At 64.9% G+C, this 14464-nt stretch carries 16 protein-coding genes; 10 read left to right on the top strand and 6 right to left on the bottom strand.

Annotated elements, in window-relative coordinates; all coding sequences use genetic code 11:
• The 5 genes from HOP51_RS00245 to HOP51_RS00265 all read left to right on the top strand — a co-directional run bounded on the left by HOP51_RS00245 (position 1) and on the right by HOP51_RS00265 (position 4365).
• Complete coding sequence (locus HOP51_RS00245; RefSeq protein ID WP_234271946.1) at positions 1 to 678, top strand: IclR family transcriptional regulator; 678 nt, start codon at positions 1 to 3, stop codon at positions 676 to 678.
• Between the two features lie 84 nt (positions 679 to 762).
• Complete coding sequence (locus HOP51_RS00250; protein WP_234271947.1) at positions 763 to 1791, top strand: aspartate carbamoyltransferase; 1029 nt, start codon at positions 763 to 765, stop codon at positions 1789 to 1791.
• Positions 1792 to 1975: 184 nt separating this feature from the next.
• A complete protein-coding gene (locus HOP51_RS00255) occupies positions 1976 to 2623 on the top strand; it encodes a hypothetical protein (RefSeq protein WP_234271948.1) in 648 nt (215 codons plus the stop codon).
• Between the two features lie 265 nt (positions 2624 to 2888).
• A complete protein-coding gene (locus HOP51_RS00260) occupies positions 2889 to 3644 on the top strand; it encodes an ABC transporter ATP-binding protein (RefSeq protein WP_234271949.1) in 756 nt (251 codons plus the stop codon).
• Positions 3637 to 4365 carry an ABC transporter ATP-binding protein gene (locus tag HOP51_RS00265; RefSeq protein WP_234271950.1) on the top strand — a complete coding sequence of 243 codons (729 nt, stop codon included), beginning with the start codon at positions 3637 to 3639 and terminating at the stop codon, positions 4363 to 4365. Before HOP51_RS00260 ends, HOP51_RS00265 begins: the two co-directional genes overlap by 8 nt.
• Before the next feature lie 32 nt (positions 4366 to 4397).
• Here HOP51_RS00265 and HOP51_RS00270 read toward each other — a convergent pair whose 3' ends face one another.
• A complete protein-coding gene (locus HOP51_RS00270; RefSeq protein ID WP_234271951.1) occupies positions 4398 to 5243 on the bottom strand; it encodes a helix-turn-helix transcriptional regulator in 846 nt (281 codons plus the stop codon).
• Positions 5244 to 5351: 108 nt separating this feature from the next.
• Between HOP51_RS00270 and HOP51_RS00275 the strand changes: the two genes are divergently transcribed.
• From HOP51_RS00275 to HOP51_RS00295, 5 genes are all read left to right on the top strand, one after another.
• Complete coding sequence (locus HOP51_RS00275; RefSeq protein WP_234271952.1) at positions 5352 to 6581, top strand: ABC transporter substrate-binding protein; 1230 nt, start codon at positions 5352 to 5354, stop codon at positions 6579 to 6581.
• A gap of 68 nt (positions 6582 to 6649) precedes the next feature.
• Positions 6650 to 7537 (top strand): branched-chain amino acid ABC transporter permease, encoded by an 888-nt coding sequence (locus HOP51_RS00280; protein WP_234271953.1) that lies wholly within the window; start codon positions 6650 to 6652, stop codon positions 7535 to 7537.
• Between the two features lies 1 nt (position 7538).
• The gene (locus HOP51_RS00285) at positions 7539 to 8522 is read left to right on the top strand and encodes a branched-chain amino acid ABC transporter permease (RefSeq protein ID WP_234271954.1); all 984 of its coding nucleotides are present in this window, start codon (positions 7539 to 7541) and stop codon (positions 8520 to 8522) included.
• Between the two features lie 14 nt (positions 8523 to 8536).
• Entirely contained in the window at positions 8537 to 9364 is an 828-nt protein-coding gene (locus HOP51_RS00290) for a phosphoenolpyruvate hydrolase family protein (RefSeq protein ID WP_234271955.1), read from the top strand.
• Between the two features lie 19 nt (positions 9365 to 9383).
• Positions 9384 to 9821: an SRPBCC family protein gene (locus tag HOP51_RS00295; protein ID WP_234271956.1), complete on the top strand. Its 438-nt coding sequence runs from the start codon at positions 9384 to 9386 to the stop codon at positions 9819 to 9821.
• 60 nt (positions 9822 to 9881) lie between these two features.
• Here HOP51_RS00295 and HOP51_RS00300 read toward each other — a convergent pair whose 3' ends face one another.
• Genes HOP51_RS00300 through HOP51_RS00320 form a run of 5 tightly spaced genes read right to left on the bottom strand, consistent with a single transcriptional unit; the run spans position 9882 to position 14420 of the window.
• Positions 9882 to 10598 carry an ABC transporter ATP-binding protein gene (locus tag HOP51_RS00300; RefSeq protein ID WP_234271957.1) on the bottom strand — a complete coding sequence of 239 codons (717 nt, stop codon included), beginning with the start codon at positions 10596 to 10598 and terminating at the stop codon, positions 9882 to 9884.
• Positions 10591 to 11355: an ABC transporter ATP-binding protein gene (locus tag HOP51_RS00305; RefSeq protein WP_234271958.1), complete on the bottom strand. Its 765-nt coding sequence runs from the start codon at positions 11353 to 11355 to the stop codon at positions 10591 to 10593. Before HOP51_RS00305 ends, HOP51_RS00300 begins: the two co-directional genes overlap by 8 nt.
• Positions 11348 to 12595 (bottom strand): ABC transporter substrate-binding protein, encoded by a 1248-nt coding sequence (locus HOP51_RS00310; RefSeq protein WP_234271959.1) that lies wholly within the window; start codon positions 12593 to 12595, stop codon positions 11348 to 11350. The genes HOP51_RS00305 and HOP51_RS00310 overlap by 8 nt, the downstream gene beginning before the upstream one ends.
• Complete coding sequence (locus HOP51_RS00315) at positions 12592 to 13566, bottom strand: branched-chain amino acid ABC transporter permease (protein WP_234271960.1); 975 nt, start codon at positions 13564 to 13566, stop codon at positions 12592 to 12594. Before HOP51_RS00315 ends, HOP51_RS00310 begins: the two co-directional genes overlap by 4 nt.
• On the bottom strand, positions 13563 to 14420 hold the full coding sequence (locus tag HOP51_RS00320) for a branched-chain amino acid ABC transporter permease (RefSeq protein WP_234271961.1): 858 nt from the start codon (positions 14418 to 14420) through the stop codon (positions 13563 to 13565). The genes HOP51_RS00315 and HOP51_RS00320 overlap by 4 nt, the downstream gene beginning before the upstream one ends.
• Positions 14421 to 14464: the final 44 nt, after the last annotated feature.

Raw genomic sequence — 14464 nt, forward strand, 5'->3', positions numbered from 1 at the left:
ATGGCCACTACCCTACAAACCCTGGATCGCGGCCTGTACGCGCTGGAGATCGTTGCTGAACACGCCGAAGGCATCAGCGTCGCCGAACTCGCCGAGCGGCTGGACGTGCACCGCGCCATCGCCTATCGCATCGCCACTACCCTGGAACAGCACGGGCTGGTGGCACGTACCAGCGAGGGCGCACTGCGCCTGGGCGCCGGCATCTCGCTGCTGGCCTCGCGCTTCGAGCCGCAACTGCGCGCCGTGGCCCAGCCGCTATTGCAAGCGTTGGCCAAAGCGACCCGAGCCACCGCCTTCGTGTCGGTGGCCCAGGGCGAAGAGTGCGTGGTGCTGCTGGTGGCGGAGCCGGAGGAGGGCCTGCTGCGGGTCGGCTACCGGGTCGGCAGCCGCCACCCGCTGTTGCTGGGAGCCGCGGGCATCGCCATTCTCGCCGGGAGAACCCCGCGAGACGATGACAGCGAGGCGGTGCGTCAGGCGCGCGCCGACGGCTACAGCCTGACCCGCGGCCAACTACAGCGCGGCGCAGTAGGCGTGGCCAGCCCCGTGGCTACGCCGCAGTTTCGCCCCGGCATCGAGGCCTGCGTGGGCGTAGTGGCGATGGACGACCTCGATACCGAGCGGGCGATACGCGAAGTGAAGGCTCATGCACGGCAGTTGGCCGAGCTGGTCGGCCGTTGAGCCTCATGCCGTCGCACCTCGTGAAGCGCACAGCCGGGAGCGTTACACTACGGCCATCCTTCACTGCCATCTTCGAGGCCCTCGATGAGTCGCCACTTGCTCTCCGTCGATTCCCTGACCCGCGAAAGCGTCGACCACCTGATGCGCGTCGCCGCCCGCATGGAGCCCATCGCCCAACGTCGCCAGGTCACCCGGGTGCTGGAGGGCGCCGTGCTCGGCAACCTGTTCTTCGAGGCCAGCACCCGCACCCGGGTCAGCTTCCATGCCGCCTTCTGTCGCTTGGGCGGCAGCGTGTGCGACACCACCGGCTTCACCTTCTCCTCCATGGCCAAGGGCGAGTCGCTCTACGACACCAGCCGGGTGATGAGCGGTTACTGCGACGCCATCGTCATGCGCCACCCTGACCAGGGCTCAGTGGCGGAGTTCGCCGCCGCCACGCACGTGCCGGTGATCAACGGCGGTGACGGCCCCGGTGAACACCCCAGCCAGGCGCTGCTCGACTTCTATACCATCGACAAGGAATTCACCCGGCTGGGCAAGCAGCTCGCCGGCGCCCACGTACTGCTCACCGGCGACCTCAAGTACGGCCGTACCGTGCACTCGCTGATCAAGCTGTTGTCGCTCTACGATCCCATGCGCATCACGCTGGTGGCCCCGCCGGGGCTGGAGATGCCCGATTACCTCATCGATCTGGTCGCCTCCCGCGGCCACCGCGTCGAACAGCGCACCAGCCTGGCCGACGACTATGCCAACGTGGACGTGGTCTACACCACCCGCATCCAGAAGGAGCGCTTCACCGCCGAGATGAGCGAGGACTTCAGCCTGTCGCGTAACTTCACCGTCGATCGCGCCTTCATGGACAAGCGCTGCGGCCGCGACACCATCGTCATGCATCCGTTGCCCCGCGACAGCCGCCCGGATGCCAACGACCTCGACGTGGATCTCAACGGCGACCCGCGCCTGGCGATCTTCCGCCAGACCGACAATGGCATTCCGGTACGTATGGCGATCTTCGCCACCCTGTTGCAGGTGGAAGAGCTGATCGAGAAAGACCTGCGCCCGGTGCGCTGGTTCGTGCCCGAACGTGTGGGAGTCGACGATCCCTCACTGTAACGGTGCAGCCAACGCTCGGCCTCGCTATGCTGAGGGCGATAGAAGAAGTGTGTGCGAAGCTGACCCGGCGGCCACCGGCCGCCACCCCATGACGACATGGCTCGAATGAGCTGCAATCTCGAATAACAAGTCGAATGACGACGGCGTTGCCATCCAAGGCAACCGGATAAAGGAGATGTGACGCATGACCCTGGAACGAGCGTACATATTGCTGGCGGTGTTCTATAGCCTGCTGGTGGCGATCGGTGCCATTGCCCTGCTGGTGGGCGGCGGCCCGATCTGGGGCGTGGCGACCCTGGCACTCGGTGCCCTGGTGGCGGCCGGCCTGTGGGGCCATACCCTGGGCAAGCCGGTGATGAACCCGCGCATGTGGCGCCCGTTGGCGGGTATCCTCGCAGCCGCCTTCGTGGTGCAGCTGTTCGCCGTGTTCGCGCTGCATCCTCCCGGCGCCGAGCTGACCTGGCTGCTGACCGGGGGCATCTTTTCCGTGCTGCCGGCCATCATGCTGTTCCAATACGGCAAGCGGGACCAGGAGGTGTGGGCCACGCCCGAGGAGCGCGAAGGAGGCAAGATGCTTGACGAACTGCTGACCCGGCAGCGCGAACTGGTGCTGGAAAAACAGGAGGCTGACCGCCAGGCCACGGTCAAGCTGACCAAGGCAGGCAACGCCTATCGCGCCAGCGTCACCCGCGGCTACGGTGGCCAGGTGGAGCGCTTCGAGGAGAGCTTCACCTGCCCCGCCACGCTGGCCTTCTTCGTGCTCAAGTACACCTGCATCTCGGTGAACGACATCGCCGCGCAGTACGACGAGGAACGGGTGCTGACCACCTGAGCCTACTGCCACACACAGCTTGGTGCTTCACCAGCCGGATCCTTGCCGAGGGGGCCGGCTGGCCTTCATGCCTTTCGGCCACGCATTGTCCTCTTGCCCGTCGGCCCTCCATTCATGTGCGTTTCGGATAGCCACACGTGCTCTGCAGCCATGGCGCTGCTTATCATCCGTGTCAACACTGAAACTGACGAAAGCCGTCGGCCCGTGCCGGCTGCTCCGTCACCCGAGACTAGACCAACGGACAATAATAACGGCGGAGTACACGATGGCAGAGGCAATCATCGAGACCCGGGGCCTCACCAAGAACTTCCGGGGCTTTACGGCAGTCAGCGATATCTCCATCCGGATCGAACCCGGCACCATCCATGCCTTGATCGGCGCCAACGGTGCGGGCAAGACCACTTGTTTCAACCTGCTGACCAAGTTCCTCGAGCCCAGCGCCGGCAGCATCTTCTACAAGGGGCGTGACATCACGCATCTCAAGCCGGATCAAGTGGCCAGACTGGGCATGGTCCGCTCGTTTCAGATATCCGCCGTATTCGGCCACCTCAGTGCGTTGGAGAACGTCAAGCTGGCGCTGCAACGCCAGCGCGGCGAGTCCTACGACTTCTGGGCTTCGCACCACCGCCTAGACCAACATCGTGAACGCGCCATGGCACTGTTGGTCGACGTCGGCCTGGGGCAGTGGACCGACACTCCTGCCGCTGAGCTGCCCTATGGGCGCAAGCGAGCCCTGGAACTCGCCACCACCCTCGCGCTCGACCCCGAGGTAATGTTGCTCGACGAGCCGTTGGCCGGCATGGGCACAGAGGACGTGGGCCGCACCGCCGAGCTGATTCACCGCGTGGCCGAAGGACGCTCGGTGCTGATGGTGGAGCATAACCTGGGCGTGGTGGCCGAGCTCTGCGACCGCATCACCGTGCTGGCTCGCGGCGAGGTGTTGGTAGAGGGTGACTACGCTACCGTGTCGCGCGACCCACGCGTGATCGAATCCTACATCGGAGGGGCCCGCCATGACTGAAGCCGCCATGGAACACGCCCCCGAACCCATGCTGGCGATCCGCGACCTGCATGCCTGGTACGGTGAAAGCCACGTGCTGCACGGTATCGACCTGGAGGTACCGGCGGGACAAGTGATTACCCTGCTGGGCCGCAACGGTGCCGGCAAGTCCACGACACTGAAAGCAATCATGGGCATCGTCCCGCGGCGACGGGGCAGCATCCGGCTTGCCGGTGTCGAAACCATCAGCCTGCGCCCCTTCCATGTTGCCCGCCACGGCGTGGCCTTCTGCCCCGAGGATCGCGGCATCTACGCCACACTCGACGTCAGGGAGCACCTCGAGCTACCGACACGGATCGACGATAGCGGACTGAGCACTGAGCAGGTGCTCGATCTGTTTCCTCACCTGCGCGAGCGGCTTCACAGCCCGGGGACCAAACTTTCCGGTGGGGAGCAGCAAATGCTCGCCATAGGACGCACACTGCGCACCGGGGCCAGGTTGCTATTGCTCGACGAGCCTACCGAAGGGCTGGCGCCCAGTATCGTCGAGCATATCGGCGACACCATCCGCCTCCTCAAGACGCAGGGCTACACCATCCTGCTGGTGGAACAGAACCTGCACTTCGCCATGAGCGTGGCCGACCATTTCTATCTCATCGACCATGGCCAGGTGATGGCTCGCTACGACCGCAAGGGCATCGAGCAGGACGCTGACGCCCTACTGGCACGCCTAGGCGTCTAGCAATCTACGGACAGGTTCAACAGGTGACGAACTCAAGCGCGGGAGTGCAGGCGAAAGTGCGAGGGCGAGACGCCGTTCATGCGCTTGAAGGTCTTGGAGAAGGCAAAAGGACTGCGATAGCCCACCCGCTCGGCTATCTCCTCGATCGGCAGGTCGCTGGTCGCCAGCAGGTGGGTGGCGTGCTGCATTCGCAGCTGGGTGAGCTGCTGCATGGGACTGCGCCCGAACACCTTGCGGCTGATCCGCCGCAGGTGTTCGGTGCTGACATGGGCAATCTCGGCCATCTCCTCGATGGTCCAGTGCCGCTCTAGCGTCGGGATCACCGCATCGAAGACCGCCACGATGCGCGCATCGCGCCGCCAGGGGTCGGCGAAGCGTGAGATGTAGCGCTCGATAGTGTCGACCCACATCACGCAACTGGCCGGATCCCCCTCCCCGTGGAATACCTCGCTGTAGAGGCCCAGGATAGCGTGCTTCATCGGCTCGGGGTCGAAGTGCTGCATGATCGGGGCGATGGTTCCCACCACCGAGCGAGGTGCGCTGGGCAGGTAGCGCAGCCAGCAATACTGCCAGCGCTTTTCGGGCACGGCGTGGAAGGCGTGCAGCCCATGTGCGGGAGCGAAGGACATCATACCGCCGCGCATGGTGCACCAACGCCCATCGAGCAGCATGCGGCCCTCGCCACCCAGCGAGCCGTGGATGTAGGCGCCACTCAAGCGGGTACGCACGATGCGATAGGGCACCGCGGCATCGCCGAAGCCCACATGAGAAATATGCCGCTGCTCAAGGACGGTGCAGTCGCCGGCGCGCACGGTCCACTGCTGAGTATCGTCACCGACGATGTGGGTTTCGGATAGCTGTTCGTGCTCTGAAGCCATGGCGCATTTGCCCACGTTGGCTCTAACTATTAATGGCAGCAAGAAAACAAACCGTTCGAATAGAGCAAATTACAACAATAGCTCCCCATGAGAACAGGAGAAAAAACAATGCCAGCCACGAACTCCTTGAAAACCCTGGTGGTGTCTTCCGCCGTCCTGAGCCTGGGGGGCCTCTCCAGCGCCATGGCCAGCGATGGCTACAGTGACGGTGTGGTGCGAATCGGCGTGCTCACCGACATGTCCGGTATTTATACCGACCTTTCTGGAGAGGCAGCGGTGGAAGCCGTACGAATGGCTGTCGAGGATTTTGGCGGCGAGGTCAATGGCGTTCCCATCGAAGTCATCTACGGCGACCACCGTAACCGCGCCGACACCGGCGCCAGCCGTGCTCGCGAGTGGTACAACAACGAAGGCGTGGACATGATCAACGACTTGTCCAACTCGGGGGTCGCCCTGGCGGTGGCAGCCGTGGCCGACGAGCAAAAGCGCCACGCCATCGTCAACTCATCGTCCAACATCGGGCTGACCAACGACTATTGCTCGCCTTACGTGACCCACTACACCTACGACGCCCATTCGCTGGCGCAGGGTACCGGTCAGTCGATCGTCGAGGACGGCGGCGACACTTGGTTCTTCCTCACCGTGGATTTCGCCTTCGGCATCGGCCTTGAGGAGCAGGTATCGGACGTAGTGCGCGAAGCCGGGGGCCAGGTCGTCGGCGCCGCTCGCCACCCTCTCGACACCACCGACTTCTCCTCTTATGCCCTGCAAGCCCAAGCCTCCGGTGCAGAAATCATTGGCATCGCCTCCACCGGCGCCGATGCCATCAATGCGATCAATGCTCTGTCCGAGTTCGGCGTGACCCCCGAGCAGCGCCCGGCCGCATTGTTGCTGTGGTATGACGATATCGTCAGCCTGGGCTTGGAGACCGCCCAAGGCCTGATGCTGACCAATGCCTTCTACTGGGATGCCAACGACGAAGCCCGCGAGTTTTCCCAGCGCTTCTACGAACGTACCGGACGCATGCCCAACATGGCCCACGCCGGTAACTACTCCTCCACCATGCATTATCTGAACGCCATCGAGGCCGCCGGCAGCGACGATCCCGATGCGGTATCCGAGAAGATGCGCGAGCTGGAGATCAACGACTTCTTCGCCTCGGGCGGCTACATCCGGCCCAACGGCCGCATGGTCCACGATCAGTATCTGTGGGAAGTGAAGTCCCCCGACGAGTCGGAGTACGACTACGACTTCCTGCGCCTGGTGACCACCATTCCCGGCGAGGACGCTTTCCAACCGCTGAAAGCCAGTACCTGCCGTCTGCTCAACGGCAGCTGATGCCCTGTCGTTCGTGCCCGGCGATAGCCGGGCATGCGCCTCCCTCTTAGCCTGATGAGCAAGTGAACATGGATATATTCGGCATTCCTATTCAGGCCCTGCTGGGGCAACTCATGCTGGGCATCGTCAACGGCTCCTTCTATGCAGTGCTCAGCCTGGGGCTGGCGATCATTTTTGGCGTGCTCAAGATCGTCAACTTCGCCCATGGTGCCTTCTTCATGCTGGGCGCCTTTACCGCCTTCCTGCTGGCCCAGTACATGGGCGCCAACTATTGGGTGACGCTGGCCATCGCCCCACTGGTCGTGGCGCTGTTCGGCATGCTGTTCGAGTTCCTGTTCCTGCGCCGGCTGTACGGGCTCGACCCGATCTACGGCCTGCTGCTGACCTTCAGCCTGGTGCTGGTGCTGGAGGGAGGCTTCCGTGTCGCCTTCGGCTCCTCCGGGCAACCCTTCGCCACTCCGGAGTTGCTGCGTGGCACCATCAATCTAGGCTTCATGATTCTGCCGCTTTATCGCGGCTTCGTGATCGTCTCGGCGCTGCTGCTGTGTTTGTTGACCTGGTTCGTCATCGAGCGCACCTCGCTGGGCGCCAGCCTGCGCGCCGCCACGGAACGCTCGGAGCTGACCCAGGCCTTCGGCATCAACGTGCCGCGCCTGATCACCCTGACCTACGGCGTCGGTGTCGGCCTGGCGGCCTTCGCCGGGGTACTGGCCGCGCCCATCTTCCACGTCAATCCTTCCATGGGCTCCAGCCTGGTCATCATTATCTTCGCCGTGGTGGTGATCGGCGGGCTTGGCTCGATCATGGGCGCCATCGTCACCGGGTTGGGCCTGGGCGTGGTAGAAGGCTTCACCCGGGTGTTCTACTCGGAGTTCTCCTCCACCATCGTCTTCCTGGTCATGGTGCTGGTGCTGCTGCTGCGCCCGGCCGGCCTCTTCGGCAGGGAGGAGGGCTGACATGCGCACTCTGTCCAACACGGCCCTCGCCCTGCTAGTGCTGGCACTGCTGGTCGTTCCGTTCGTGCCCCAGCTCATCTACATCGTCTTCGTCATGAAGACGCTGTGCTTCGTGCTCTTCGCCTGCTCCTTCAACCTGCTGCTGGGGCATACCGGCATCCTCTCCTTCGGTCACGCTGCCTTCTTCGGCACGGGAGCCTACGTAACCGGACAGCTGGTCAAAGCGTACGGCGTACCCACCGACCTGGGCATCCTGGCCGGCGGCCTGGTGGCGGCCGTCCTGGGGGCGATAGTCGGAAGTCTGGCCATTCGCCGCAGCGGCATCTACCTGGCCATGATCACCCTGGCGCTGTCGCAACTGGTCTACTTCTTCTTCCTCCAGGCCCCGTTCACCGGCGCCGAGGACGGCCTGCAGCGGATTCCCCGCGGCACCTTCCTGGGGATGATCGACCTGCGCAGCGACACGGCGCTCTACTACGTGGTGCTGGGTATCGTCGCTGCCGGGCTATGGCTGGTATGGCGTACCGTCCATTCGCCGTTCGGCAACGTGCTGCGGGCCATCCGCGAGCATGAGCCGAGAGCGATCTCGCTGGGCTACCCCGTGGCTCGCTACAAGATCCTGGTGTTCACCATCTCTGCCGGTCTGGCCGGTATCGCCGGCTCGCTCAAGGCCATCGTATTCCAGTTGGCTGCCCTCTACGACGTGCACTGGCACACCTCGGGCGATGTGATCCTGATGACCTTGCTGGGCGGCATGAACACGGTATTCGGCCCTGCGGTAGGCGCTGCCCTGGTTTCCACGCTCAACCACTACATGGACCCTTTCGGCGCCTGGGTCACGGTCATCACCGGGCTGGTCTTCATGACCTGCGTGCTGACCTTCCGCCAGGGCGTGGTCGGCCAGCTCGGCCAATGGCTCCGCTCACGCCGCACCCCGTCACCTTCCGCCAAGGTTCAGCACCGCTCACATGCTCAGCAGCACTGACAAGGAGTACTTACATGCCCGTTTTCGAACGCAACACCCTCATGTCTCGCTTCCAGGAGATGGTCGCCCGCGGCCAGCCGATCATCGGCGGCGGCGCCGGTACCGGCATCTCAGCCAAGTGTGAGGAGGCCGGCGGCATCGATTTGATCGTGATCTACAACTCCGGCCGCTACCGCATGGCGGGCCGCGCCTCTTCCGCCGGCCTGCTGGCCTACGGCAACGCCAATCAAATCGTGCAGGAGATGGCGCTGGAGGTACTTCCCGTGGTCAAGCGCACCCCAGTACTGGCCGGGGTCAACGGCACCGATCCCTTCGTGATCATGCCCAAGCTGCTGCGCGAGCTTAAGGAACTGGGCTTCTCGGGAGTGCAGAACTTCCCCACCGTGGGCCTGATCGATGGCACCTTCCGCATCAGCCTGGAAGAGACCGGGATCACCTACGGCAGCGAAGTGGACATGATTCGCCAGGCTCATGAAATGGACATGCTGACTACGCCCTACGTGTTTTCGGCCGACGAGGCCGTGGCCATGACCGAGGCCGGCGCCGACATCATCGTGACGCACATGGGCGTTACCGTCGGTGGCACCATCGGCGCCGAATCCGCCAAGAGCCTCGACGAGTCGGTGCGGCTGATCGACGAGTGGGCCGAGGCGGCCAGGCGCGTGCGTCGGGACGTGCTCGTCCTGTGTCACGGCGGCCCCATTGCCACCCCCGAGGATGCCACTCACGTCATGCAGAAAAGCGAGCACTGCAACGGCTTCTATGGCGCCAGCAGCATGGAGCGCCTGCCCACCGAAGTGGCACTGACCGAGCAAATCCGCCGCTTCAAGGCCATTGCCTGACTACCGAGGAGACGCCACCATGACCAGGGTCTACGTCAGCGCCGTCATGCCCATCACGCTTGAGCAGGCCTGGAGCGTGCTACGCGATTTCAACGGCTTGCCGGACTACCATCCCTTCTTCGCCAGGAGCGAGATCGAGGCGGGCAAGCCCGCCGACCAGGTCGGCTGCGTGCGCCATTTCCACGATCACGACGGTAACTTCATCCGCGAGGAGCTGCTCACCCTCTCGGACCGCGAACATCGCTGCTGCTATCGCATTCTCGAGGCTCCGGCCCTGCCGGTACAGAACTACGTGGCCGAGATGCGCCTCAAGCCGATCACCACCAGCGGGCAGTGCTTCGGCGAATGGTGGGCGGAGTTCGAGGTGGCCGAGGCCGATCGCGAGGATGTCGTACAGCGAGTCTCGGATACCTTCCGGCTCGCCTTCGAAGGTGCCATCGAGCGGTTCGCACGCTGAAACCAGCATGACGGATAGCACCCCCTTGGCCGATCCATCCGACCAGGGGGCTTGCCTCCGCTAGACCGAGACGCCCAGATAGCGTCCTAGGATGGCTTCGTCAGACATCGACTCGCCGTCGGCGGTTTCGTGAACGATTCGGCCCTCGGCCATGAAGTAGGCGCGATCAGCTGCCAGCACGGCAGCCTTGACGTTCTGCTCGATCAAGAGCACCGCCACCCCTTCACGACTCAGCGCCTTCAAGCTCAGGGCGACATCCTCGACCACCGCCGGGGCCAGCCCTTCGGTGGGCTCGTCGAGAATCAGACAGCCCGGATTGGTGACCAGGGCGCGCCCGATGGCCAGCATCGAGCGCTCGCCCCCGGAGATCTGGTCGCCGTAAGCCCGGCGCCGGCGTCCCAGGGAAGGGAACAGCTCGAACACACGGCTGGTCGTCCACTGCTGGCCGGCCGGTCCCTTGCGGGTGTTGAGCTGCAGGTGCTCATCGACGCTGAGCGAGGGAAACAGTCGGCGCCCCTGGGGCACGTAGCCTACGCCCAGCCGCGCGATGCGATGCGGCGACCAGCCCAGCACCTGCTGGCCAAGCAGCTCCACCGAGCCACTCGCCTGGGGCGGATCGAGCCCCATCAGTGCCCTCGCCAGGGAGGTCTTGCCCACCCCGTTGCGCCCCATCACCGCCACGCACTCCCTGCCCACGTGAAGGTTGAGCTCCTGCAGCGCGTGTCCGAGGCCATAGTGGGCCTCGAGCCCCACCACGCGTATCATCTTTTCAGCCATTGGCACGCCCCAGGTAGATGTCGCGCACGCCTTCGTGGGCGGCGATTTCGTCAGGACTGCCCTCGGCGAACATCTCGCCCTGGTGCAGCACGGATATCTGGTCGCTGAGCGCCAGTACCATCTCCATGTCGTGTTCGATCATCAGCAGGGTCACCTCCTGAGGCAGGTCGCGCAGGACCCCTTGCAGCACCTGGCGCTCGGCATGGGAGAGGCCGGCGGCCGGCTCGTCGAGCAGCAGCAGGCGGGGCCGCTGCGCCATCACCATGGCGAGCTCCAGCTGACGCAGGGTGCCATACGACAGGTTGGCCACCGTCTCGTCGAGCACCGGCGTCAGGCCGAGCTGGTCGGCCGTGCTCATCAGGTCGTCGTCCAGGCGCGACTGCCAGGGCTGCCACAGCGACGGCAGGCGGCCGTTGCCCCGGGCCAGGGCCAGGTTCTCCCTGACCGTGACCGAGGGCACCAGGGTGGAGACCTGATAGGTGCGGCCAAGCCCCTTGAGGGTGCGCTGAATGACCGTGTCGTCACTGATGTCGTCACCGAAGAAGCGGATCGATCCGCGGTCGGGCTTGAGCTCGCCGGCGATCATGTTGAACAGGGTGGTCTTGCCGGCGCCGTTGACACCGATCAGCCCGCGCCGCTCGCCGGGCTGCACCCGCAGATTGACGTCGCTGGCCACCGTCAGCGAGCCGAAGGACTTGGCCAGGCCAGCGACCTCCAGCGCCGGCACCAGGCTCATCGAGGGCTGTACTTCAGTCATAGTAGGGATCCGAACAGTCGCCCGGGGGGAAGTCGCGGCTGTCGGGCTCTCCGGCGAGGTACTCCTCGGGGTCGAAGGGCCCGAACTGGCTGACCTCCTCGTAGGTCTTGATCGGCACATTGACCAGCCGGCCGTCCACTTCCTGAACCTCGTTGATGTAGATGTTCTGCACCGGATTGCCGTACTCGTCGAGGTAGAACGGACCGCGCGGCGCGTCGGGCATTTCGGTCTCGCGCAGGGCGGCAATCACCGCATCGCGATCCCCGCCGTTGGCGCTCTCGAAGGCATTCACCGCCATCTTGAAGGCGACATAGCCGTGCTCGGCCGGCGCCAGCGGCATGACGTCGTCACCGTGCATCTCCCAGAAAGCATCGCGGAAGGCCACGAACTCATCGGTCTCCAGCCCTTCGGCATACTGCAGCGCCGACAGCCCGCCGATGGCCTCCTCGCCCATTTCCGGCAGGTCGCCCACGGCAAAGAAGTTGGAGCCGCCGAGCAGCGGCATGCGCGCATCGATGCCGAAGTCGTGGTACTGCTGGAAGAACGCCAGGCCGTCGCTGCCGGCGCCGTTGTAGAGCACCGCATCGCCGTCCGGCAGGGTCGCCAGGATAGAGCTGTAGTCGGAGGTGCCGGTGGGGTGCCAGATGCGCTCCACCGACTCGCCGCCCGCGGCGCAGAAGCCTTTGAGGAAGCCGCCCAGCTGGTTGTAGGGGAAGGAGTAGTCCTGGCCCACCGCGATGATACGCTGGTGGCCCAGCTCCTCGGCCACGTACTGGCCGAAGGCGAACATCGGCTGCGCCCCGGTCCAGCCGGCCCGCACCACGTTTTCGGCGCGGTCACGCATGGTGATATCCTCGGGCGCCGAATAAGAAATCACCATCGGCATGCCCGACCCCTTGGCCCACTCCAGCCCAGCCAGGCCGGTGCCGCCCAGTACCGGGCCCACCACCAGGTCGATGTCGTCGCGCGACTGCATGGCCCGCAGGCGGTCCACGGTGGTCTCGGCATCGCCCTGGGAGTCATAGAACCGGACTTCCAGGTCGAGCGCCTCGAGGCGGTCGGCAAGCTCCTCCATGGCCAGCTCAACGCCCATGCGCTGCTGCTCACCGAAGAAGGAGAACACCCCGGTGGTGGGGCCGATCACCCCGACACGCAGGCCGTCGTCAGCCTGAAGTTGGGCGGCGGAGCCCACCGCCAGGGCGGACATGCCGCTGATGATGAGCGTCTTGGCGTGCTTCATGGCTCTTCTCCTCGGGTTGTTGTTGTCACGGAAGCCTGTGGCTTCGACTTGCGCTTGAAATACTGCTCGAACACCTCTGCCAGACCGCGCGGCATGAGGAGTATGGAGAGCAGCAGGACCAGACCGATCACCATCATGTGCCGGTCGGTGTACTGGGAGACCAGGGTCTCCAGGGCGATCAGCACGGCCACCCCCAGGGCGGGGCCCAGCAGGGTGCGGTAGCCGCCCAGCACCGCGGCTGTCAGCACCCACACGGCGTGTCCCAGCCCCAGCGGCGAAGGCGACATGATGCCCATGTCGTAGACTAGGAAGACCCCCGCCACGCCGCCGATCATCCCGGCCAGCACGAAGGCGATGAAGCGCGCCAGGTAGACGGGGTGGCCCAGGGCGCGCATGCGCTGTTCGTTCTCCTGGATGCCCAGCAGCAGCAGCCCGAAGGGCGAGCGATACAGCCGCCACACAGCGAGGAATATCGCCACCGTGACCGTGACCACCAGGATGTAGAAGACCCGGGTATCGTTGAGATCGACACCGCCGTAGACCGGCATGCGCACCCCGGCGATGCCGTTGTAGCCGCCGGTGATGTCGACCCACTGGAACGACAGCGCCCACACCATCTGCCCTAGCGCGAGCGTCAGCATCAGAAAACTCACCTGGCGCGAGCGCACGGTGAGCAGGCCGAAGATGACCGCGCTCACCGCGGTGAACAGCAACGCAAGGGTCACCACCAGCGGGAAGGGTAGGCCGTAGCGCACGCCGAGGATGGCGATGGTGTAGCCGCTGATGCCGGCGAAGGTGGTCTGGCACAGCGAGAACCAACCCAGCCGCCCCGCCAGCAGCGAGAAGCTCAGCGCCGCCAGGGCGTAGATCATCGCCCGGTTGGCCTGGGACACCGCATAGTTGCCCATCAGCAGCGGCCAGACCACCAGCGCGGCGACGATTGCCAGAATGATCAGGTGCTCACGTTTCATGCGGTCCTCCCGAACAGTCCCTGGGGCCGGAAGACCAGGATCAGCGTCATGGGTAGAAACAGGAAGAAGAGGGCGAACTGCGGCAGATAGCCGGTGGCGAAGCTCGACACCATGCCGGTGATCAGCGCCCCCACGGCCGCGCCCTTGAGCGAGCCCATGCCGCCGATGATGATCACCACCAGCGAGAGCATCAGGACCCGCACGTCCAGCCCCTGGGTCAGCGACATGTAGGAGGTGCCCACCACGCCGGCGATACCCGCCAGGAAACTGGCCACGGCGAAGACGCCGCCGAACAGCAGCGGCACGTTGATGCCCTGGGCCATGGCGGTCTCGCGGTCGTCGACCCCGGCGCGGATGGCCGCGCCGATGCGGGTGTAGGTCATCACCAGCCACAGCGCGATGCCCAGCAGCACAGCGAAGACCATGATCAGGACCCGGAAGTAGGGATACATCATGACGCCGAGGTCCACCGGCGCACGCAGCTCGCGGGGTAGCGGCAGGCTCACCGGTTGCCCGCCGTAGACCACCAGCAGCGCGTCGGCGATGATCAGGCCCACGGCGATGGTCAGCAGCGCCTCGGAGAGGTCCATGCCGCGCACCCGCTGCAACAGAAAGCGCTCCATCAGCAGCCCGCCTGCCAGGGCGGCGAGGCCGCCGGCCAGGATGCCCAGCGTCAGGCTGCCGGTGTCCCGAATCACCTGAACGCCGATATAGCCGCCCAGCAGATAAAAGGCGCCGTGAGCCAGGTTGACCACCCGCATCAGGCCGAAGGCCAGGGTCAAGCCGCTGGCCATGATGAATAGCAGCGCGGCCATGGTCAGGCCGTTGAGAGTGAGGAAGTAGAAGGTGTTCATGGTGTCACCTCCCGCCGGATGGCGTGTGGCGCCGACGTGCCGTT

Source organism: Billgrantia zhangzhouensis (genome assembly GCF_021404465.1).
Lineage (GTDB): Bacteria > Pseudomonadota > Gammaproteobacteria > Pseudomonadales > Halomonadaceae > Halomonas > Halomonas zhangzhouensis.